Origin of the sequence: Cereibacter sphaeroides 2.4.1, assembly GCF_000012905.2 — a bacterium.
Lineage (GTDB): Bacteria > Pseudomonadota > Alphaproteobacteria > Rhodobacterales > Rhodobacteraceae > Cereibacter_A > Cereibacter_A sphaeroides.
The window spans coordinates 2,894,310-2,913,971 of sequence record NC_007493.2; the positions used below are offsets into that span (position 1 = coordinate 2,894,310).

The window sequence follows — 19,662 nt, forward strand, 5'->3', positions numbered from 1 at the left end:
GCGAGGCCCGGGGCCGGGTTCCTCGGCCGGGTCCTGCCCGAAGACGGCCGGGTGGGGCCCGGCCGGCGCGGCCCGCAGGGGGGATCAGTCCCGCAGCAGCTCGTTGATCGAGGTCTTCGAGCGCGTCTGCGCATCCACGCGCTTCACGATCACGGCGCAATAGAGGTTCACGCCGCCCTTCGAGGGCATCGACCCCGCCACGACGACCGAGCCTGCGGGCACTTCGCCATACATGACCTCGCCCGTCTCGCGATCCACGATCTTCGTCGACTTGCCGATGAAGACGCCCATGCCCAGCACCGAGCCCTCGCGGACAATGCAGCCCTCGACCACTTCCGAACGCGCGCCGATGAAGCAGTTGTCCTCGATGATGGTGGGGCCGGCCTGCATCGGCTCCAGCACGCCGCCGATGCCGACGCCGCCCGACAGGTGCACGTTCTTGCCGATCTGCGCGCAGGAGCCGACGGTGGCCCAGGTGTCGACCATGGTGCCCTCATCGACATAGGCGCCGAGGTTCACGAACGAGGGCATCAGAACCACGCCCCTGGCGATATAGGCCGAGCGACGGACGACGCAGTTCGGCACCGCGCGGAAGCCCGCGGCCTTCCATTGCGCCTCGCCCCACTGGGCGAACTTGCTGTCGACCTTGTCCCACCAGGTCCCTGCCTGCGGGCCGCCCGTCTGCACTTCCATGTCCTTCAGCCGGAAGCCGAGCAGCACGGCCTTCTTCGCCCACTGGTTGACATGCCAGTCCGCGCCGCGCTTCTCGGCCACCCGCAGGCTGCCCTTGTCGAGCGCCTCGAGCGTCGCCTCGATGGCCTCGCGGGTCTCGCCCTTGGTGGCCGGGGTGATCGTCTCGCGCGCCTCCCAGGCGGCTTCGATGGCGGCTTCGAGCGCGGAATACGACATGCGGATCACCCTTTTCCCGTGGTTCTTTACCCTCGAAGCCTATAAAGGCTGGGCCCATTCGCCGCAATGCGCCGAAGGATCATCATGAAAGACGACCGCCGCCACCCGTTCCGCGACAGTTCGCAGGACATGGAATCCGCCCACCGTGTGCCGGACACGCCGCAGAGCCGTGCGCCGGCCTACCGGCTGGCCTTCGCGGATCCGGAATTTCTCATGCGGGACGAGTTGCGTCCCGTCCGGCTCCAGCTCGAGCTGATGAAGCCGCAGATCGTCATGGACGAGCGCGGGATCGTCTCGACCGTGGTGATGTTCGGCGGCGCCCGCATCCCCTCGCCCGAGCGCAAGGACACGGCGCCCGAGGGGCTGGCCGCGCTGGCGCCCTATTACGACGAGGCGCGGAAGTTCGCCCGCATCGTGACCGAGCGCAGCATGGAAACCTACGGCCGCGAGCTGGTGATCGTCACCGGCGGCGGGCCGGGCGTGATGGAGGCCGGCAATCTCGGCGCGTACGAGGCGGGCGGGCAATCCATCGGGCTGAACATCGTGCTGCCGCACGAGCAGGCCCCGAACGCCTATGTGACGCCGGACCTCTCGTTCAACTTCCACTATTTCGCCGTGCGGAAGATGCATTTCCTGATGCGCGCCCGTGCCGTGGTGGTCTTCCCGGGCGGGTTCGGCACGCTGGACGAGATGTTCGAAAGTCTCACCCTGATCCAGACCAAGCGGATGAAGCCCATTCCCTTCCTCCTCTTCGGCCGCGAGTTCTGGGAGAAGATCATCAACTGGCAGGCGCTGGCCGAGGTGGGCACGATCGCGCCCGAGGATCTGCGCCTCTTCCGCTTCGTCGAGACGGCCGACGAGGCGCTCGATGCGCTCGACGAGTGGGAGTGAGGGTCAGTCAACCGGCCGGATGAGCTTGCGCTCGAGCACGCGCAGCACCTGCGCCAGATCCTGCCCGCGGCGGAGGATCTGGCCGTCCATCGCCACCACCGCATACATGCCCTGCCGGGCGCGCAGCTTCGGGCGCTTCTCGATCCGGTAAAGCGGGCTCTCGGCCGTCCGGCGGAAGATCGAGAAGACCGCCACGTCGCGCAGGTGCGAGATGCCATAGTCGCGCCATTCGCCCAGCGCCACCATGCGTCCGTAGAGGGTCAGGATCTGCCCCAGTTCGTGCCGGTCGAAACTCACCTGCTCGGGTGACTGCGGCGCGAAAGGGATCGGCGGCTGCACGGTCATGTCACGAGGCTGACGCAATCGGCCGGGCAAGGCAAGCCCGCTCGGACGCGGCTCTGCGGCGAGAGACCGGGGCACACAAACCTCTCGAACTTGTCCGGCGCGCCCGAAAATGGCCATTGATCGACCTCTGCCGCGACGCAATCCGCCGTCATCTTCGATCCCGTAGCAGATGCCGAAAACCCCGGCGGCGGCAGAAACTGTCCCCTGCCTGCCGTCGGACCGGCATTCGAGCTCGCGGAAGCTCCGGCGTGCCGGGGCTTCCGATCGCCCTCCTCCGGATCAGGCGCGGCGGGCGAGGACCTCCACCCCCAGCGTCTCCAGCGCCTTCCGCTCTATGTCGGCCGCATTCAGCCCGGCGGTGGCATACATCACTTCGGCGCTGTTGTGGTCGATGAACGTGTCGGGCAGCACCATCGAGCGATACCGGAAGCCGCGGTCGAAGACCCCGGCCTCGGCCAGAAGCTGCGCCACATGGCTGCCGAAGCCGCCGATGGCGCCCTCCTCGATGGTAATGAGCGCCTCGTGATGGGCCGCGAGCTGCAGGATCAGATCCCGGTCGAGCGGCTTTGCAAAGCGCGCATCCGCAACCGTGGGAGAGATCCCGCGCGCAGCCAGCGCCTCGGCGGCCACCTGCACCTCGGCCAGACGGGTGCCGAAGGACAGGAGCGCGATTCGCGTGCCCTCGCTCACCACCCGGCCACGGCCGATCTGGAGCGGCACGCCCTTCACCGGCATCTCGACCCCCACGCCGTCGCCGCGCGGATAGCGGAAGGCGATGGGCCCTTCGTCATGGGCGGCGGCGGTGGCTACCATATGGACGAGCTCGGCCTCGTCGGCGGCGGCCATCACCACGATGCCGGGCAGGTTCGACAGGAAGGCCACATCGAACGAGCCCGCATGGGTGGCGCCGTCCGCCCCCACGAGGCCGGCGCGGTCGATGGCAAAGCGCACCGGCAGGCGCTGGATCGCCACGTCATGCACGATCTGGTCGTAGCCGCGCTGGAGGAAGGTGGAATAGATGGCGCAGAAGGGCCGCATGCCGCCTGCCGCAAGCGCCGCCGAGAAGGTCACCGCATGCTGTTCCGCGATGCCCACATCGAAGGTGCGCTTCGGAAACCGCTCGCCGAAGAGGTTGAGCCCCGTCCCGTCCGGCATGGCGGCCGTCACCGCGCAGATCCGCTCGTCGACCTCGGCCTCCTTGATGAGGCTCTGGGCGAAGACCTTGGTATAGGAGGGGGCGTTCGAGACCGGCTTCACCTGCGCGCCGGTCAGGACGTTGAACTTGTTCGTGGCATGGCCACGGTCGCGCGCGGCCTCGGCCGGAGCATAGCCCCTGCCCTTCTTGGTGATGACATGGATCAGCACCGGCGCATGCGCCCGCTGCTTGACGGTCCGCAGCACCGGCAGAAGCTGGTCGAGATCGTGCCCGTCGATCGGGCCGACATAGGAGAAACCCAGCTCCTCGAAGAGCGTGCCGCCGACGGTGACGCTCTTCAGCATCTCCTTGGCGCGGCGCGCGCCCTCCTGGAACGGTTCGGGCAGAAGCCCGAGCGCTCCCTTGGCGGCCGCCTTGAAGTCCTGGAACGGCGCGCCCGCATAGAGCCGCGAGAGATAGGACGACAGCGCCCCCACCGGCGGCGCGATGCTCATCTCGTTGTCGTTCAGGATCACGATCACCCGGTTCTTCAGGTGCCCGCCGTGGTTCAGCGCCTCGAAGGCCATGCCGGCCGACATCGAGCCGTCGCCGATCACCGCCACCGCGTCGCCCGTGTCGCCGCCCATCTCGCGTGCCGCGGCAAAGCCCACCGCGGCCGAGATCGAGGTCGAGGAATGGCCCGCGCCGAAACAGTCATAGGGGCTCTCGGAGCGCTTGGTGAAGCCCGAGAGACCCCCGCCCTGCCGCAGGGTGCGGATGCGGTCGCGCCGCCCGGTCAGGATCTTGTGGGGGTAGCACTGGTGGCCCACGTCCCAGATGATCTTGTCGCGGGGCGCATCGAAGATCGCATGCAGCGCAACCGTCAACTCCACCACGCCGAGGCCTGCGCCCAGATGCCCGCCCGTCACCGACACGGCCGAGATCGTTTCGGCCCGCAGCTCGTCGGCCAGCGAGCGCAACTCACGGTCCGTGAGGCCCTTTATGTCCACCGGGAGCGTCACCCGGTCGAGCGTCGGCGTGCAGGGTCTGTCGGTCATGCTCTTCCTTCAGCTTTCACGCGAGATGACGAAGCGCGCCGCCTCGATCAATGTTCCTGCCTCTGGCCCATAGGGCGCAAGCGCCGCCTCGGCATCCTCCACCAGAGCCCGCGCCCGCGCCTTGGCGCCGTCGAGCCCGAGAAGCGAGACGAAGGTGGCCTTCCCGGCTTCGGCATCTTTCTGGAGCCGCTTGCCCGCCTTCTCCGCATCGCCCTCGACATCGAGAATGTCGTCCGCGATCTGGAACGCAAGCCCGAGGGCCGTGGCGTATCGGCGCAGCGGCACCCGGTCCGCCTGCCCGAGGATCGCCCCCGCTTCGGCGGACCAGCGGATCAGCGCGCCAGTCTTGCCGGCCTGAAGGTGGGTGATCTGATCGAGCGTGAGGGGCACGGCAGCCGTCTCGGCCGCGATGTCGAGTGCCTGGCCCAGCACCATGCCCTCGGCGCCCGAGGCTTTCGCAAGGCTCGCCACCAGTTCGATCCGCACCGCGGCGGGTCCGAGCGCCGGATCGGCCAAGAGCTCGAAGGCGAGAGTCTGCAGCGCGTCGCCCGCCAGCACGGCGGTGCATTCGTCCCACTTGCGATGCACGGTCGGCAGGCCGCGGCGCAGGTCGTCATCGTCCATGCAGGGCATGTCGTCATGCACGAGGCTGTAGGCATGCAGCGCCTCGATAGAGGCCGCAGCACTCACCGCCGCCTCGGGCGCGATCCCGTGCAGCCGGGCGGATTCGAGCACGAGGAAACCCCGCAGCCGCTTGCCGCCCTGCACCGCATAGCGCATGGCATGGACGACCGGCAGATCCTCGCGATCCGCCAGCGCCGCATCGAGCCGCCCCTGAACGCGCGCGGCCGCATCCGTCAAAGCCTTGGAAAAACTCACAATCCCTCCGCCGGAACCGCCGCCGTCGCGCGCCCCTCGGCGGCACGGATCAGCTCCACCTTGTCCTCGGCGTCCTTCAGCTTCTGCGCGCAATGCGCCTTGAGCGCCGAGCCGCGCTCATAGAGGCGGATGGAGTCTTCCAGCGGCACGTCGCCTTTCTCCAAAGCCGTGACGACCGCCTCCAGCGCCGCCATCGCCTCTTCGAACGTCATCTCTGCCACTGCTTTTTCCGTCATGCGCTCCGCTCCAGAAGGACGCCCACATGCGCCGCGCTGCTCGCGGCGAGGGCAGCCAGATCATATCCCCCCTCGAGTGTCGATACCACCCGCCCGCCGCATGACGCCGCAGCCAGATCGCAGAGCCGCCCCGTCAGCCAGGCGAAATCCGCCTCGCGCCAGTTGAGATTGGCCAACGGATCGGCGGCATGGGCGTCGAAGCCCGCCGAGATCAGGATCAGCTCCGGCTGCCAGGCCTCGATGCGTCGGAAGGCTTCCTCCCAGGCCGCGCGCATCTCGGCGCTGCCGCTTCCGGGCGCCAGCGGCAGGTTCAGGATCTGGCCGTGCGCGCCGCGCTCGTCGGCCGCCCCGGTGCCGGGATAGAGCGGCATCTGGTGACTCGAGACGAAGAGCGCGCGGCTCTCGTCCCACAGCAGGTCCTGCGTGCCGTTGCCGTGGTGGACGTCGAAATCCACCACCGCGACCCGGTCGAGCCCGTGATGATCGAGGGCGCGCTTGGCCGCGATGGCGGCCGAGCCGAAGAGGCAGAAACCCATCGGCCGCTCGCGCTCGGCGTGATGGCCGGGCGGGCGGCAGCCCACGAAGGCCGAGGAGGCTTCGCCCGCCAGCACCAGATCGACGGCGGCGCAGGTGCCGCCCACTGCCCGCATCGCCGCCTCGAACGAGCCCGGCGACATCCAGGTGTCCGGGTCGAGCCCGCGAATACCCTCGGCGGGCTCGGCCGCGCGGATCCGGTCGAGATAGGCCTGCGGATGGCAGCGCAGCACGTCAGCCTCTTCCGCCAGCGGCGCCTCGCGCCGCTCGAGCGGCAGCCGGTCGATCCCCGCCGCCACCGCTGCCATCCGCTCGATCCGCTCGGGGTGCCCCTCGGGCGTCGCATGTGCTTCGGATGCTGCGTGCGAAATCCAGACCACCGTCATGCCGTCTCCTCCCTGTCGTGCCGGAGCAGACTGCGGGGAAAGCCGCGGCATCTCAACCCGGCCGTGCGGAGGAGGGCCCGCCATTCGCGCTTCGTGAATGACACCCTGGCAAACCCGCTGTCAGTCCGGCGCGAGCATGTAGCCCGAGCCGCGCACCGTCTGAAGATAGCGTGGCTGCCGCGGGTCCACCTCGATCTTCCGGCGCAGCCGCGTGATCTGCACGTCCACCGCCCGCTCCTGGCTCTGGCTGTCGTCGCGGCCGAGATCTCCCACCAGCTTCTCGCGGCTGACCGCCTCGCCGGGCTGGGCCGCGAAGATCCGCATCAGCGCGGCCTCGGTCGCCGTCAGCCGCACGGGCTCGGTGCCGCGCCACAATTCGCCCCGCTCGAGATCGTAGCGCACATCGCCCAGATGCAGCACCTTGGGCCCCAGCTCGGGCCGCGCCGAGGGCACGCGCCGCAGGATGGCGTTGATGCGCAGCAGAAGCTCCTTGGGTTCGAAGGGCTTGGCCAGATAATCGTCGGCCCCCGCCTCGAGACCCTCGATCCGGTGCGAGGTCTCGCCGCGCGCGGTCAGCAGAAGGATCGGCGTGGCCAGATCCTCGCGCAGGGACCGGGTCAGCGACACCCCGTCCTCGCCCGGCATCATCACGTCGAGCACGATCATGTCGAACTCGAGCCCGTCGAGCAGCCGCCGCGCCTGCGCCGCATCGCGGGCCGTCGAGATGAGGAATCCGTTCCGGATCAGGAACTTCTGCAGAAGGCTCCGGATGCGCTCGTCATCGTCCACCACGAGAAGATGCGCCTGTGGCTCACTCACGCCCCACCCTCCTTCAGCGTCTGATACTGACGCCGCAACTCCGGATCCATCATCGCCTCGAGCACCTGCCGGAACCCCTGCACCACCGCGGGTCCGGCAGACCGATAAGCCGCCCGCATCCGCGCCCGCTGCGCGTCCGACAGGGTGCGCTCAAGCTCCGTTCCCTTCGGCGTGAGGTAGAGGTGGCGCTCGCGCTTGTCCACCCGACCGATCCGGCTCTCGACCAGCCCATCCTCGATCAGCGTCCGCAGCACCCGGTTCAGGCTCTGCTTCGTGGCGCCCAGGATCGACAGGAGATTGTTCACCGTGGTGCCGGGGCTGCGATGGATGAAGTGCATCGCGCGGTGGTGCGCGCGCCCGTAATCGAGATCCTCGAGGATGCGGTCGGGATCGGCGGTGAAACCCCTATAGGCAAAGAACATCGCCTCGATGCCCTTCCTGAGCTGCTCGTCCGTCAGGAACAGGAGCGACTCGCCGCCCCCGGGTCCCGGTGCTCCTTGCGACATGATCTTCCCCCCCGTTGTCGCCCAGATTTTATGTCAGCCTTGTTGACTTTCCAAGACTCAACTGTTACCGACAGCCCGTCATTTGCGCAACTTTATGCCCGGTGCGGACCTATCTTGCGCAATTTATGCAAAGCGCCTATGCGCAGGAGGGTGACATGGCTGGATATGACGATCGCGACGGCAAGATCTGGATGGACGGCAAGCTGGTGGAATGGCGCGAGGCGAAGGTGCATATCCTGACCCACGCCCTCCACTATGCCTCGTCCGTCTTCGAAGGCGAGCGCTGCTACAACGGCAAGATCTTCAAGTCGGTCGAACATTCCGAGCGGCTGCGCAGGTCCGGCGAGCTGCTGGACATGCCGCTGCCCTATACGGTCGAGGAGATCGAGGCGGCGAAGAAGGCCACGCTCGAGGCCAACGGCCTGACCGACGCCTATGTCCGGGCCCTCGCCTGGCGCGGCGCCGGCGAGGATATGGGCGTCGCCTCGTCCCGCAACCCGATCCGCGTGGCCGTCGCGGTCTGGTCCTGGGGCAACTACTACGGCGACGCCAAGTTCAAGGGCGCCAAGCTCGACATCTCGAAGTGGAAACGGCCCTCGCCCGAGACGATCCCCTCGGCGGCCAAGGCGTCGGGCCTCTACATGATCTGCACCATGTCGAAGCACGCAGCCGAGGCGAAGGGCTGCTCGGACGCGATGATGTTCGACTACCGCGGCTATGTCGCCGAAGCGACCGGCGCCAACATCTTCTTCGTGAAGGATGGCGAGGTTCACACCCCGCTGCCGGATGCGATCCTGAACGGGATCACCCGCCAGACGGTGATCGGGATGCTGCGCGACAAGGGCATCAAGGTGCATGAGCGCTACATCGAGGCCTCGGAGCTCGAAGGGTTCGAGCAATGCTGGCTGACCGGCACCGCCGCCGAGGTCACCCCGGTCGGCCGGATCGGCGACTACAGCTTCGAGGTGGGCGCCCTCACCCGCGAGATCGCGACCGACTACGAGAAGCTCGTCCGCGCCTGACCGGACAGGGCGCGTCGCGCGGGCGCGCCCGCAATCAGAAGGGCGCGCCCGCAGGCACGCCCCCGACCCTCGTCTTCAGCCTTCGATCAGGCCTCGCGGCCCCGCGCGATGCGCAGGAACTCGAGCACGCGGCGGTTGCCGGCCGGCCGGGCCTCCTCGCGGTGCCAGAGGGACCGCGGATGGCGGGCCAGCCGCAGGAAGTTCTTCACCCGTCCGCCGTCCGAAGGGGTGCGCTTGTCAGCGAGGTGACGGCTCATGTCTGTCCTCCTTCAGTTTCAGACCGCCCCAGCATAGGGCAGAACGGCCCTCCAACCAAGCTTTCCGCCTAAGGTTCCGAGCCCGGACCGAAGCGGTGCGGCAATCGGCGCGGCGCTTCCGCCGGCGCAAACAACGATCCCGCCCCTGCAAGACCGGCAAGCGCCGCCGTCGCGCGGGCGGCCAGCGGCTCCTGCGCACCAAGGACAAGCGCCGTGCCCAGCGCGATCCAGCCGGCCGCTACGACATTGAGACGGCGCGCAAAGGGCTGCTTGCGCGTCTTGTGCCGGAACTGGCGCTGCGCGATCTTCGCCCCGATCCAGCCCCCCGCCGCGCTGAGCGCGAGCAGGTTGGCCTCCGGAAAGCGCCAGCCGCCCGACGCAGCGCGCCGCTTGTCCAGACGGAAGGCGAACCAGGTAAGAAGGTTCGCGAACAGGAGGTAGATCGCCAGGGCGGCGGGAAGACTCGGAACGGGCATCGGCACCTCACGCCACGGATATGGCCCCTCACTGTGCCGATTTTTCGTCCAGCCGCGCCAGCGCCCAGCGTGCCGCATCCGCCACCGCCATGTCGGGGTCGTCCACATGCGGCGCAGCCGCCGCCCGAAGCCGCCGATCGCCCGAATTGCCGATGGCGTAAAGCACGTTGCGCAGGAACCGGTCGCGCCCGATGCGCTTGATCGGGCTGCCCGAGAAGCGCGCCCGGAAGCCCGCCTCGTCCAGTCCCGCCAGCTCCGCGAGGGGCGGAGCCCCCACCCGCGCCGCATAGCCGATCTCGGAAGCCGCCTGCGCGAACTTGTTCCACGGGCAGGCCGCAAGGCAATCGTCGCAGCCGTAGATCCGGTTGCCCATCCGCGCCCGCAGCTCTTCCTCGACCGGGCCCCGGTGCTCGATGGTCAGATAGGAGATGCAGCGCCGCGCATCGAGCTGGAACGGCGCCGGAAAGGCCCCGGTGGGACAGGCGTCGAGGCAGGCCCGGCACGAGCCGCAATGCTCGCGCCCGGGCGCGTCGCGCGGCAGCTCGAGCGTGGTGAAGATGGCGCCCAGAAAGAACCAGTTGCCCAGCTCGCGGCTCAGAAGGTTGGTGTGCTTGCCCTGCCAGCCGAGCCCGGCGGCCTGCGCCAAGGGCTTCTCCATCACCGGCGCCGTATCGACGAAGACCTTGATCTCGCATCCCGTCTCCGCCACCAGCCAGCGCCCGAGCCGCTTCAGCCGCTTCTTGACGAGATCGTGGTAATCCCTGCCCTGCGCATAGACCGAGACCGCCCCGTGCCCCCGCGCCTCCAGCACCTGCCGCGGATCCTCCTCCGGCGTATAGAGCTCGGCCAGCATGATGATCGAGCGCGCCTCGGGCCAGAGCGCCGCGGCCGAGCCGCGCCAGGCCTCGCGCTCCTCCATCCAGCCCATCTGCCCCTGCCGCCCGGCGGCGAGAAACGCGCGCAGGCGCCCCGCCGTTTCCGGTGTCGCGTCGGGGGCACAGATGCCGAGCCGCGCGAAGCCTTCCGCCCGCGCACGCGCCTCCAGGCGCTCCCTCAGCGTCTCATCGGCTTTCATTCTGGCTCAAATATCCCACGGGGGGCGCGGGGGGCGTGAAGCCCCCCGCACGGGTCCGCTCAGAAATCCAGATCCGCATAATGGGCGGGCTGCGGGAAGCCCGGCACCTGATCGGCCAGAAGCGGCCGGAAGGCCGGGCGCGACTTGATCTTGGCATACCAGTCCTTGACCACCGCATGTCGGTTCCAGTCCACGTCCGAGATGTAATCGAGACAGGACAGCTGCGCGGCTGCGGTGAAATCGGCGAGCGTCATGACATCGCCCGCCAGCCACCGCCGCTGGTCCAGAAGCCAGGCCATGTAATCGAGGTGATACTTGATCCGGTTCGAGCCGAACTTCACGTTCTTCGAATCCGGATAGCCCTGCCCCATCAGCTTCTTGTTCACCCGCTCATAGAGCAGCTTCGAGGTGACCTCGTTGTGGAACTTGTCGTCGAACCAGGCGCAGAGCCTGCGCACCTCGAAGCGCCCATCCACGTCGCGCGGCATGAGCGGCGGCGCAGGCACGGTCTCCTCGATATATTCGCAGATCGCCTGGCTCTCCGAGAGAACCCTGGTGTCCATCCGGAGCACCGGAACCTTGCCGGCCGGGTTGCGGCGCAGGAAGTCGGGCGAGGGGTCCCAGAAGCGCTCCTCGACCAGCTCCACCTCGATCTTCTTCTCGGCAAGCGTGAGTCGCACCTTGCGGCAGAAGGGCGACAGCGGAACGTGATAGAGACGGTTCATCGCAAATGTCATCTTTCGGAGGCGGGGAGCCCCCCTTCAATGCCGCGAAGGGCGCCGGGATGCAATCCCGCTCGGGCCCGCTACTCGAAGCAGGCGGCCCGCCCGTCGCGCCGGATGGTGTTCGCCCCATCGAGAATCGCGGCCGAGCGGCGGCGCACCACCGGCCCCGGGCTGGCGGCCGAGCGCACCTTCGGATCCGGCAGGACGGCCGCCAGACGCGCCGACTGCTGCGCAGTGAGCTTGGCCGGTTCGACACCGAAATAATGTTCCGAAGCGGCGCGGATCCCGAACACCCCCTCGTCGAATTCCGCCACGTTCAGATAGACTTCGAGGATCCGCCGCTTGGTCCAGATCGTCTCGACCAGCGGCGTCATCATCGCCTCGAGCGCCTTGCGCGGCCAACTGCGGCCCTGCCAGAGGAAGACGTTCTTCGTCACCTGCTGCGACAGGGTCGAAGCGCCCCGGTTGCCGCCCGCATCGATTGCCGCGCGGATGGCGGTCATGTCGAACCCCCAGTGCAGGCAGAAATTCGCATCTTCCGCCGCCACCACCGAACGCGCCATCACCGGCGCGATCTCGTCCCAGTCCGCCCATTCGTGATCGACCGAGCCGAGCCGGAGGCTCTCGCTCATCATGTAGGGCGTGGTGGGCGGGTTCACGAGGCCGAAGAACAGCACGAGCAAGATGGCCGTGACCACCCCCCAGCCGGCGCCGGTCAGAGCCCAGCGCCGCAGGCGGCGCCGCAGCGGAAGAGCGGGCGGCGCCTCGGGCTCGGGCGGAGGCGGGGCGGCCTTGCGACGGGTCGTCTTGCGCGCGGTCATGAGCCGACCTTGGACACGAACCGTCTCCACGGGTCAAGCGAACTTCCGCCCACCCGGACCAGCGCTGCGAGGGGTCGCGCCATGACGGGGCGCCCTCCTCGATTTCGTCGCGGCCCGCGCGGGCGGCGCGGCCGCCCTCGGGAGACAGCGCGCGAGGCGGGCTCTGCCGGCGGACGGCCGGAGCGGCCCCGTGGGCAGAGGATGCCGTGGCACGCGGATAGAAAGGGGGGCCGCAGCCCCCCTCTCCGTCGCTTCACTCCGCGGGGACGGCCTGCGGCTCGTCCGACAGCGGGAAGGGCAGATGCACCAGCATCTCCTTCGGGCAGACCTGCAGGAAATTCGCCCGCTCGGTCTCCCAGTCGTTCAGGATGCGCGCAGCGTGGCGGCTGCCCGTCTCGCGCACATGGCGCTCGATCAGGCCCTTCAGCTGAGCCTCCCAGTGCGGATGGCCGATCGCACAGGTCACGAGAGTCTCGAGGTTCATGAAATCCTCCGCCACGCCCGAAGGGTCGTAGAGATAGGCCATGCCCCCGGTCATGCCCGCGCCGAAGTTCGCGCCGATCCGCCCGAGGATCACCGCGACGCCGCCGGTCATATATTCGCAGCCGTTCGAGCCGCAGCCCTCGACCACCACCTTGGCGCCCGAGTTCCGCACCGCGAACCGCTCGCCCGCACGGCCGGCGGCAAAGAGGAAGCCGTCGGTCGCCCCGTAGAGCACGGTGTTGCCGATGATCGTGTTCTCGGCCGCCACAAGCGGGCTCTCCATCTGCGGATGGACCACGATGGTGCCGCCCGACAGGCCCTTGGCCACATAGTCGTTGGCATCGCCCGCGACCTCGATCTTCAGCCCCTTGGCCGCGAAGGCGCCCAGAGACTGCCCGCAGGAGCCTGTCAGCTTCACCGTCAGATGGTCGGGCTGCAGGTTGTTCCGCATCCCGTATTTCCGCACGATATGGCTCGAGGCGCGCGTGCCGATGGTGCGGTGCGTGTTCCGCACCGCGTAGGAGAGCTGCATCTTCTCGCCATCCTCGAAGAAGCGCGCGCCATCCTTGACGATCTCGGCATCGAGCGTGTCCGGCACCGCATTGCGCGGCTTCGACCGGTCGTAGGTGATGCGGTTCGACCCGTCCACGGTGATGAGGAGCGGGTTGAGGTCGAGGTCGTCGAGATGCGCGGCCCCCCGGCTCACCTGGGTCAGGAGGTCGGCGCGGCCGATGATCTCGTCCATCGAGCGGGCGCCGATGGAGGCGAGGATCTCGCGCACTTCCTGGGCATAGAAGGTGATGAGGTTCACCACCTTGTCCGCCGAGCCGGTGAACTTCTCGCGCAGCTTCTTGTCCTGCGTGCAGACGCCCACCGGGCAGGTGTTCGATTGGCACTGGCGCACCATGATGCAGCCCATGGCGATCAGCGCGGCGGTGCCGATGCCATATTCCTCGGCCCCCATCATCGCGGCCATGACGATGTCGCGGCCCGTCCTGAGGCCGCCGTCCGTGCGCAGCGTCACCCGGTCGCGCAGGTTGTTCATCGCCAGAACCTGATGCGCCTCGGTCAGGCCCATCTCCCACGGCAGGCCCGCATATTTGATCGAGGTGCCGGGCGAGGCCCCGGTGCCGCCGTTGTGGCCCGAGATCAGGATCACGTCGGCCTTGGCCTTGGCCACGCCCGCCGCAATCGTGCCCACGCCCGAGGCCGCCACCAGCTTGACCGTGACCTTGGCGCGCGGGTTGATCTGCTTCAGGTCATAGATCAGCTGCGCGAGATCTTCGATCGAGTAGATGTCGTGGTGCGGCGGCGGCGAGATCAGCGTCACGCCCGGCGTCGAATGCCGGAGCCGCGCAATGAGTTCGGTCACCTTCATGCCCGGAAGCTGGCCGCCCTCGCCGGGTTTGGCACCCTGCGCCACCTTGATCTCGAGCTCTTCGCAGGCGTTCAGGTATTCGGCGGTCACGCCGAAGCGGCCCGAGGCGACCTGCTTGATCTTGGCCGACGGGTTGTCGCCGTTGGGCTCCGGCACGAAATGCGCCGGATCCTCGCCGCCTTCGCCCGAGTCGGATTTGGCGCCGATCCGGTTCATGGCGATGTTCAGCGTCTTGTGCGCCTCGGGCGAGAGCGCGCCCAGCGACATGCCCGGCGTCACGAACCGCTTGCGGATCGAGGTGATCGATTCGACTTCCTCGATGGGCACCGGACGGCCGAGCGTCTTGATGTCCAGCAGATCGCGCAGATGGATCGGCGGGTTGGCCCGCAGCGTGGCCGAGAACTGCTTCCAGATGTCGTAGCTGGCCCGGTCGCAGGCTTGCTGCAGCATATGCATGGTCGAGGCTTCCCAGGCGTGTTTCTCGCCCGAGCGCCGCGCCTTGTAGAAGCCGCCGATGGGCAGCACGTCCGACCCGCCGAGCCAGCCCTTCGCGTGGATCTGCTCCAGCTTGTGCTGGATGCCCGAGGTGCCGATCCCCGAGATGCGGCTGTGCATGCCGGGGAAATATTCGGCCACCATGGCCCGCGAAAGACCCACGGCCTCGAAGTTCAGACCGCCGCGATAGGAGGAGATCACCGAGATCCCCATCTTCGACATGATCTTCAGAAGCCCCGCGTTGATCGCGTCGCGGTAGCGGCGCATCGCGTCGTTCAGGTTGCCCTCGAGGAGGCCGCGCTCGATGCGGTCGGCGATCGTGTCCTGCGCCAGATAGGCGTTCACCGTGGTGGCGCCGCAGCCGATCAGCACCGCGAAGTAATGCGGGTCGATGCACTCGGCCGAGCGCACATTGATCGAGGTGAAGGTCCGAAGCCCCTTGCGGGTCAGCCAGGAATGGACCGCCGAAGTCGCGAGGATCATCGGCATCGGCACTGCCCCGGGGCCCTGGTTCTGGTCGGTCAGCACGATATGGGCCGCACCCGAGCGCACCGCATCCTCGGCCTCGGCGCGGATCCGCTCGAGTCCGTGGCGCAGCGCATCGTGGTGATGGTCGGCCGGGAAGGTGCAGTCGATGGTCGCCACGTTGGTGCCGAACTGCGACAGCATCGTCTCGAACTCGGAGTTCGCGACGAAGGGGCTCTCGAGGATCAGGATCTCGGTCTGGCTCGAATGTTCGTCGAGCACGTTCTTGAGGTTGCCGAACCGGGTCTTGAGGCTCATCACCCGGCTCTCGCGGAGCGAGTCGATGGGCGGGTTCGTGACCTGGCTGAAGTTCTGCCGGAAGAAGTGGCTGAGCGGCCGGTAGACCGACGACAGCACCGCGGGCGGCGTGTCATCGCCCATCGAGGCGATCATCTCCTTGCCGTCCTCGGCCATCGGCACGAGCACCTGCTCGATCTCCTCGACCGAGAAGCCGGCCGCGATCTGGCGCTTGCGCAGCTCCGCCGGCGCGAACATGCGCTGCTCTGGCACGTCGGCGAGGATCGCGTTCAGGTCCACGACCTTCTCGATCCAGTCGCCGAAGGGCTGCGAGGCCGCCAGCGTGTCCTTGAGCTCGGCGTCGTGGTAGAGCTTGCCCTCGGCCATGTCGACCGCGATGAGCTGGCCCGGCCCGAGCGCGCCCTTCTCGCGCACGTTCATCTCGTCCACCGGCACCATGCCGGCTTCCGAGCCCGCGATGAGCATCCCGTCACCCGTCACCACATAGCGCATCGGGCGCAGGCCGTTGCGGTCGAGCCCGCCGCAGACCCAGCGGCCGTCGGTCATGGCCAGCGCCGCCGGCCCGTCCCACGGCTCCATCACCGCGTTGCAATAGGCATACATGTCCGCCCATGCCTTCGGCATGTCGGTCGTGGTCTTCGACCAGGCTTCCGGCACCATCATGGTCTTGACCATCGGCGCCGAGCGGCCCGAGCGCACCATGACTTCGAAGACGGCATCGAGCGCGCCCGAGTCGGACGAGCCCTGCGGGACGATCGGCTTGATGTCCTCGGCCGCATCCCCGAAGGCCGAGGAGGCCATGCGGATCTCGTGGCTCTTCATCCAGTTGATGTTGCCCTTCAGCGTGTTGATCTCGCCGTTGTGGGCGAGCATGCGGAAGGGCTGCGCCAGCCACCATTGCGGGAAGGTGTTGGTGGAATAGCGCTGGTGGTAGATCGCGAACGAGCTTTCGAACCGCTCGTCCTGCAGGTCGGGGTAGAAGGTGGCGACCTGCTCGGCCAGCATCATCCCCTTGTAGATGATCGACCGGCACGACAGCGAGCAGAGGTAGAGCCCCTGGATCGAGCCCGCCTGCGCCGCCTTCTCGATCCGGCGGCGGATGATGTAGAGCTCGCGCTCGAACTGCTCGTCGTCGATGTCCTTCTCGCAGCGGATCAGGATCTGCTCGATCTCGGGGCGCGTGGCATTGGCCTTCTCGCCGAGGACGGAGGTGTCCACCGGCACATGGCGCCAGCCGTAGATGTAATGGCCCATGCGCAGCACTTCGGACTCGACGATGGTCCGGCAGCGTTCCTGGCCGGAGAGGTCCGTGCGCGGCAGGAAGACCTGACCCACGGCCACGAGCTTGTGCATGTCGGGCTCGTGGCCGGTGCGGCGGATCTGGTCGTAGAAGAACTTGACCGGGATCTGGACATGGATGCCCGCGCCGTCGCCGGTCTTGCCGTCGGCATCGACCGCGCCCCGGTGCCAGACGGCCTTCAGCGCGGCGATGCCGCTCTCGACGACCTTCCGCGACGGCGTGCCCGAGATCGAGACGACGAGGCCCACGCCGCAGGAGGCATGCTCGTCCTCGGCCTTGTAGAGTCCGTTCGCGTCCAGCCAGGCCCGCTTCGCCTCTTCGGCTTTCACCCAGGCTTCATCATAGATCGTCATGGCTCACTCCTCTGGGCTGGCTGGAAGCGTGGCGAGAAACTCGGCTTCCGTCATCTGGTGGGTCGGACCGGCAAAACTCCAGGCGTCGGGCTTGCGGTCGATGTAGATCTCGTGGGCGAGGCGGATGCCGCTCAGGTCATCCAGAAGCCCCGCCGCCATGTAGTAGTCGCGCGGCATTCCCGGTCCGGTCAGCCGATACCAGAGCGTCGAGCCGCAGCTGCCGCAGAAGCAGCGCTCGGCCCAGGCCGACGAGGCATAGGCCTTCACATGTTCGGCGCCGGTCACGGTCATGGCGGCCTCGGGCACCATCATCGTGACGAAGGCCGAGCCGGTCCAGCGGCGGCACATCTCGCAATGGCAGGCGCCGATCTCGTGCGAGACGGTCGCCACGGCGATCTGCACCCCGCCGCAGAGGCAGTGTCCGGTCCGGTCAGCGGTCATGGCGCACCTTCACGATCAGGCCGTCCTCGGGCGCCTGCGACAGGATCGCGTCGCAGTCGAAGATCGGCTCGGTGGCAAGAAAGCCCGGCTCGCCGGGGAAGACGAAATCGACGGGGCTGCCGTCCACGGGCAGCGAGCCCCCGGTGCCGTCGCTCCACCGGGTCGGGCCGGCGAAGAAGAGACGCCATTCGGGATGGATATATTCGTTCCCCTGCGCCTGCCGCAGGACCGTACCGCCGATGCTCGTCTCGGTGAATTCGAACTCGGTCTCCTGAAGCACGATCCCGTCGATGGTGAAGCTTCGGCCGGTCAGCCGGTCGTAGCCGGTCACGCGGCTCCGCTCGCCCGTGCTGCGGGTCAGGCCGAAATCATAGCTGTCCGCCCCGCTCAGGAGCTCGGTGAAGGAGGCCGGATCGGCCGGGTTCGGGTCGAGCGCCTGCCGCACGGTGGGGAACATCTCGTAGCTCTCGACCCACTGCGCCTCGCGGTCGATGTGGGAGGAGAAGAAGATGCCTTCCTGATCGAAGTCCACGCGCCACTTGTCGCCCGCAGGATCCTTGTCGCAGCGGTAGTGGTGCGACACGCGGCAGCCGCGCGACTGCACGGTGAGAAAGGCGGTGCAGCCCTCGGGCGGCGTGAAGGTCCGCCCGGAGCCGAAAGCGGGGGCGGCCGCGATCAGCGCGAGCCCTCCCGCCAGGATCTTCGTCAGAAGCGTCATGCCCATGGTCCCATCACCTCGCGCCCGGCCTCTCCAGAGGCCCGGCCCGCACCGGCCGCCCGGGACCTTCCGGGCGGTCGCATCCAGCAGAGGCGCTATTCGGCCGCGACGACAGCCGGCTGCGCCAGATAGTCGAGGATCGACTGCGCCGCATCGCGGCCGTCGCGGATCGCCCAGACGACGAGGCTCGCGCCCCGCACGATGTCGCCCACGGCATAGACGCCGGGAAGGCTCGTGGCATGGGTGCGGAAGTCGGCCTTGATCGTGCCCCAGCGGGTCACGGTCAGGTCGGGCACGCCCCAGAGTGTCGGCAGATCCTCGGGCTCGAACCCGAGCGCCATGATCGCGAGATCGGCAGGCTCGACATAGTCGGCGCCCTCGATGATCTCGGGCATCTGCCGCCCCGTCGCATCCGGCTCGCCGAGCCGCATCTTCTGCACGATCACGCCCTCGACCGCATCGCCCGCAATGAAGCCGCGCGGCGCCGAGAGCCAGACGAACTCCACGCCCTCCTCCTCGGCATTGGCCACCTCGCGCTGCGACCCCGGCATGTTGGCCCGGTCGCGACGGTAGAGACACTTCACGCTGGTGGCGCCCTGCCGGATCGCGGTGCGGACGCAGTCCATGGCCGTGTCGCCGCCGCCGATCACCACGACGCGCTTGCCGTTGGCATCGAGGCCGTCGTCGTCCACCTCGTCGCCGAAGCTGCGGCGGTTCGAGGCGGTGAGGTAGGAGAGCGCCTGCACCACGCCTGCCGAGCCCACACCGGGGGCCGCGAGGTCGCGCTGCTTGTAGACGCCGGTCGCGATCAGCACCGCATCGTGCTGGCCGCGGATCGCATCGAAGCTCAGATCCTCGCCCACGTTGCAGTTCAGCACGAACTGGACGCCCGCCTGCTCGAGCTGCTCGACGCGGCGCGCGACCACGTCCTTCTCGAGCTTGAAGCCGGGGATGCCGTAGGTCAGCAGGCCGCCCGCGCGGTCGTAGCGGTCGTAGACCGTGACCTGAAGGCCCGCCCGGCGCAGCGCGTCGGCCGCGGCGAGGCCGCCCGGGCCCGCACCGATGATACCGACCGACTCCGACCGCTCGTAGGCGGGCTTGCCCGGCACGACCCAGCCGTTTTCCCAAGCGGTGTCGGTGATGTATTTCTCGACGGCGCCGATGGTGACGGTGCCGTGGCCCGACTGCTCGATCACGCAGTTCCCCTCGCAGAGACGGTCCTGCGGACAGATCCGGCCGCAGATCTCGGGGAAGGTGTTGGTGGCCTGGCTGATCTCGTAGGCTTCCTGAAGCCGGCCCGTCGCGGTCAGGCGCAGCCAGTCGGGAATGTTGTTGTGCAGCGGGCAGTGCGACTGGCAGAAGGGCACGCCGCACTGGCTGCACCGGCTCGATTGCTCGGCGGCCGTGGCCGCGGCGAACTCGCGGTAGATCTCGTGAAAGTCCTGAGAACGCAGCGAAGCCGGACGTTTCTCGGGGGTCTCCCTCGCCATCTTGACGAACTGGAGCATCGGTTCTTTTGCCATGCGGAGCCCTCCCTCGAGGCCGACTGCGGGGTGCGGTCGTGTTACTCCAGGTCCGGCGGGCATAAAAGTCAGCAAGGCTGACCTATTTGTCGATTTTTCGCTGACGCGGACCTG

At 68.2% G+C, this 19,662-nt stretch carries 19 protein-coding genes; 2 read left to right on the forward strand and 17 right to left on the reverse strand.

The window, feature by feature from the left end; genetic code table 11:
• Positions 1-84: 84 nt before the first annotated feature.
• Positions 85-909, reverse strand: a complete 825-nt coding sequence (dapD, locus tag RSP_RS14045; protein WP_002721542.1) for a 2,3,4,5-tetrahydropyridine-2,6-dicarboxylate N-succinyltransferase — start codon at positions 907-909, stop codon at positions 85-87.
• Positions 910-993: 84 nt separating this feature from the next.
• Between dapD and RSP_RS14050 the strand changes: the two genes are divergently transcribed.
• Positions 994-1,800 (forward strand): LOG family protein, encoded by an 807-nt coding sequence (locus RSP_RS14050; protein ID WP_017139985.1) that lies wholly within the window; start codon positions 994-996, stop codon positions 1,798-1,800.
• Between the two features lie 3 nt (positions 1,801-1,803).
• Here RSP_RS14050 and RSP_RS14055 read toward each other — a convergent pair whose 3' ends face one another.
• The 7 genes from RSP_RS14055 to RSP_RS14085 form a co-directional block, all read right to left on the reverse strand.
• The gene (locus RSP_RS14055; RefSeq protein WP_002721547.1) at positions 1,804-2,145 is read right to left on the reverse strand and encodes a DUF2794 domain-containing protein; all 342 of its coding nucleotides are present in this window, start codon (positions 2,143-2,145) and stop codon (positions 1,804-1,806) included.
• 279 nt (positions 2,146-2,424) lie between these two features.
• Positions 2,425-4,338, reverse strand: a complete 1,914-nt coding sequence (dxs, locus tag RSP_RS14060; RefSeq protein ID WP_011338740.1) for a 1-deoxy-D-xylulose-5-phosphate synthase — start codon at positions 4,336-4,338, stop codon at positions 2,425-2,427.
• A 9-nt stretch (positions 4,339-4,347) separates the two neighbouring features.
• The gene (locus RSP_RS14065; protein WP_011338741.1) at positions 4,348-5,217 is read right to left on the reverse strand and encodes a polyprenyl synthetase family protein; all 870 of its coding nucleotides are present in this window, start codon (positions 5,215-5,217) and stop codon (positions 4,348-4,350) included.
• Positions 5,214-5,453, reverse strand: a complete 240-nt coding sequence (locus tag RSP_RS14070) for an exodeoxyribonuclease VII small subunit (protein ID WP_002721552.1) — start codon at positions 5,451-5,453, stop codon at positions 5,214-5,216. Before RSP_RS14070 ends, RSP_RS14065 begins: the two co-directional genes overlap by 4 nt.
• Positions 5,450-6,373, reverse strand: a complete 924-nt coding sequence (locus RSP_RS14075) for a histone deacetylase family protein (RefSeq protein WP_011338742.1) — start codon at positions 6,371-6,373, stop codon at positions 5,450-5,452. The genes RSP_RS14070 and RSP_RS14075 overlap by 4 nt, the downstream gene beginning before the upstream one ends.
• 120 nt (positions 6,374-6,493) lie before the next feature.
• Complete coding sequence (locus tag RSP_RS14080) at positions 6,494-7,192, reverse strand: response regulator (RefSeq protein WP_009563182.1); 699 nt, start codon at positions 7,190-7,192, stop codon at positions 6,494-6,496.
• Positions 7,189-7,698, reverse strand: a complete 510-nt coding sequence (locus RSP_RS14085) for a MarR family winged helix-turn-helix transcriptional regulator (RefSeq protein WP_011338743.1) — start codon at positions 7,696-7,698, stop codon at positions 7,189-7,191. Before RSP_RS14085 ends, RSP_RS14080 begins: the two co-directional genes overlap by 4 nt.
• A gap of 155 nt (positions 7,699-7,853) precedes the next feature.
• Between RSP_RS14085 and RSP_RS14090 the strand changes: the two genes are divergently transcribed.
• Positions 7,854-8,720: a branched-chain amino acid aminotransferase gene (locus RSP_RS14090; protein WP_002721560.1), complete on the forward strand. Its 867-nt coding sequence runs from the start codon at positions 7,854-7,856 to the stop codon at positions 8,718-8,720.
• 86 nt (positions 8,721-8,806) lie between these two features.
• Here the strand turns inward: RSP_RS14090 and RSP_RS22260 are convergent, their stop codons facing one another.
• From RSP_RS22260 to RSP_RS14130, 9 genes are all read right to left on the reverse strand, one after another.
• Positions 8,807-8,977, reverse strand: a complete 171-nt coding sequence (locus tag RSP_RS22260) for a hypothetical protein (protein WP_009563185.1) — start codon at positions 8,975-8,977, stop codon at positions 8,807-8,809.
• Positions 8,978-9,045: 68 nt separating this feature from the next.
• Positions 9,046-9,453, reverse strand: a complete 408-nt coding sequence (locus RSP_RS14095) for a DUF1294 domain-containing protein (protein WP_011338744.1) — start codon at positions 9,451-9,453, stop codon at positions 9,046-9,048.
• A gap of 28 nt (positions 9,454-9,481) precedes the next feature.
• Positions 9,482-10,528, reverse strand: a complete 1,047-nt coding sequence (gene queG, locus RSP_RS14100; protein WP_011338745.1) for a tRNA epoxyqueuosine(34) reductase QueG — start codon at positions 10,526-10,528, stop codon at positions 9,482-9,484.
• A 59-nt stretch (positions 10,529-10,587) separates the two neighbouring features.
• A complete protein-coding gene (fzlA, locus tag RSP_RS14105; protein ID WP_023003737.1) occupies positions 10,588-11,253 on the reverse strand; it encodes an FtsZ-binding protein FzlA in 666 nt (221 codons plus the stop codon).
• An 80-nt stretch (positions 11,254-11,333) separates the two neighbouring features.
• A complete protein-coding gene (mtgA, locus tag RSP_RS14110) occupies positions 11,334-12,074 on the reverse strand; it encodes a monofunctional biosynthetic peptidoglycan transglycosylase (RefSeq protein WP_011338747.1) in 741 nt (246 codons plus the stop codon).
• A gap of 253 nt (positions 12,075-12,327) precedes the next feature.
• Positions 12,328-16,866 (reverse strand): glutamate synthase large subunit, encoded by a 4,539-nt coding sequence (gltB, locus tag RSP_RS14115; protein WP_002721575.1) that lies wholly within the window; start codon positions 16,864-16,866, stop codon positions 12,328-12,330.
• A 3-nt stretch (positions 16,867-16,869) separates the two neighbouring features.
• Entirely contained in the window at positions 16,870-17,307 is a 438-nt protein-coding gene (locus RSP_RS14120) for a GFA family protein (protein WP_011338748.1), read from the reverse strand.
• Positions 17,297-18,025, reverse strand: a complete 729-nt coding sequence (locus RSP_RS14125; protein ID WP_227590612.1) for a hypothetical protein — start codon at positions 18,023-18,025, stop codon at positions 17,297-17,299. Before RSP_RS14125 ends, RSP_RS14120 begins: the two co-directional genes overlap by 11 nt.
• Positions 18,026-18,120: 95 nt before the next feature.
• The gene (locus RSP_RS14130) at positions 18,121-19,548 is read right to left on the reverse strand and encodes an NAD(P)-dependent oxidoreductase (RefSeq protein ID WP_011338749.1); all 1,428 of its coding nucleotides are present in this window, start codon (positions 19,546-19,548) and stop codon (positions 18,121-18,123) included.
• Positions 19,549-19,662: the final 114 nt, after the last annotated feature.

Bases quoted from the DNA above. Each gene is read 5' to 3' on its own strand.
- dapD (WP_002721542.1), bottom strand. From the start codon at position 909: ATGTCGTATTCCGCGCTCGAAGCCGCCATCGAAGCCGCCTGGGAGGCG.
- RSP_RS14050 (WP_017139985.1), top strand. From the start codon at position 994: ATGAAAGACGACCGCCGCCACCCGTTCCGCGACAGTTCGCAGGACATG.
- RSP_RS14055 (WP_002721547.1), bottom strand. From the start codon at position 2,145: ATGACCGTGCAGCCGCCGATCCCTTTCGCGCCGCAGTCACCCGAGCAG.
- dxs (WP_011338740.1), bottom strand. From the start codon at position 4,338: ATGACCGACAGACCCTGCACGCCGACGCTCGACCGGGTGACGCTCCCG.
- RSP_RS14070 (WP_002721552.1), bottom strand. From the start codon at position 5,453: ATGACGGAAAAAGCAGTGGCAGAGATGACGTTCGAAGAGGCGATGGCG.
- RSP_RS14075 (WP_011338742.1), bottom strand. From the start codon at position 6,373: ATGACGGTGGTCTGGATTTCGCACGCAGCATCCGAAGCACATGCGACG.
- RSP_RS14085 (WP_011338743.1), bottom strand. From the start codon at position 7,698: ATGTCGCAAGGAGCACCGGGACCCGGGGGCGGCGAGTCGCTCCTGTTC.
- RSP_RS14090 (WP_002721560.1), top strand. From the start codon at position 7,854: ATGGCTGGATATGACGATCGCGACGGCAAGATCTGGATGGACGGCAAG.
- RSP_RS22260 (WP_009563185.1), bottom strand. From the start codon at position 8,977: ATGAGCCGTCACCTCGCTGACAAGCGCACCCCTTCGGACGGCGGACGG.
- RSP_RS14095 (WP_011338744.1), bottom strand. From the start codon at position 9,453: ATGCCCGTTCCGAGTCTTCCCGCCGCCCTGGCGATCTACCTCCTGTTC.
- queG (WP_011338745.1), bottom strand. From the start codon at position 10,528: ATGAAAGCCGATGAGACGCTGAGGGAGCGCCTGGAGGCGCGTGCGCGG.
- fzlA (WP_023003737.1), bottom strand. From the start codon at position 11,253: ATGAACCGTCTCTATCACGTTCCGCTGTCGCCCTTCTGCCGCAAGGTG.
- mtgA (WP_011338747.1), bottom strand. From the start codon at position 12,074: ATGACCGCGCGCAAGACGACCCGTCGCAAGGCCGCCCCGCCTCCGCCC.
- gltB (WP_002721575.1), bottom strand. From the start codon at position 16,866: ATGACGATCTATGATGAAGCCTGGGTGAAAGCCGAAGAGGCGAAGCGG.
- RSP_RS14120 (WP_011338748.1), bottom strand. From the start codon at position 17,307: ATGACCGCTGACCGGACCGGACACTGCCTCTGCGGCGGGGTGCAGATC.
- RSP_RS14125 (WP_227590612.1), bottom strand. From the start codon at position 18,025: ATGACGCTTCTGACGAAGATCCTGGCGGGAGGGCTCGCGCTGATCGCG.
- RSP_RS14130 (WP_011338749.1), bottom strand. From the start codon at position 19,548: ATGGCAAAAGAACCGATGCTCCAGTTCGTCAAGATGGCGAGGGAGACC.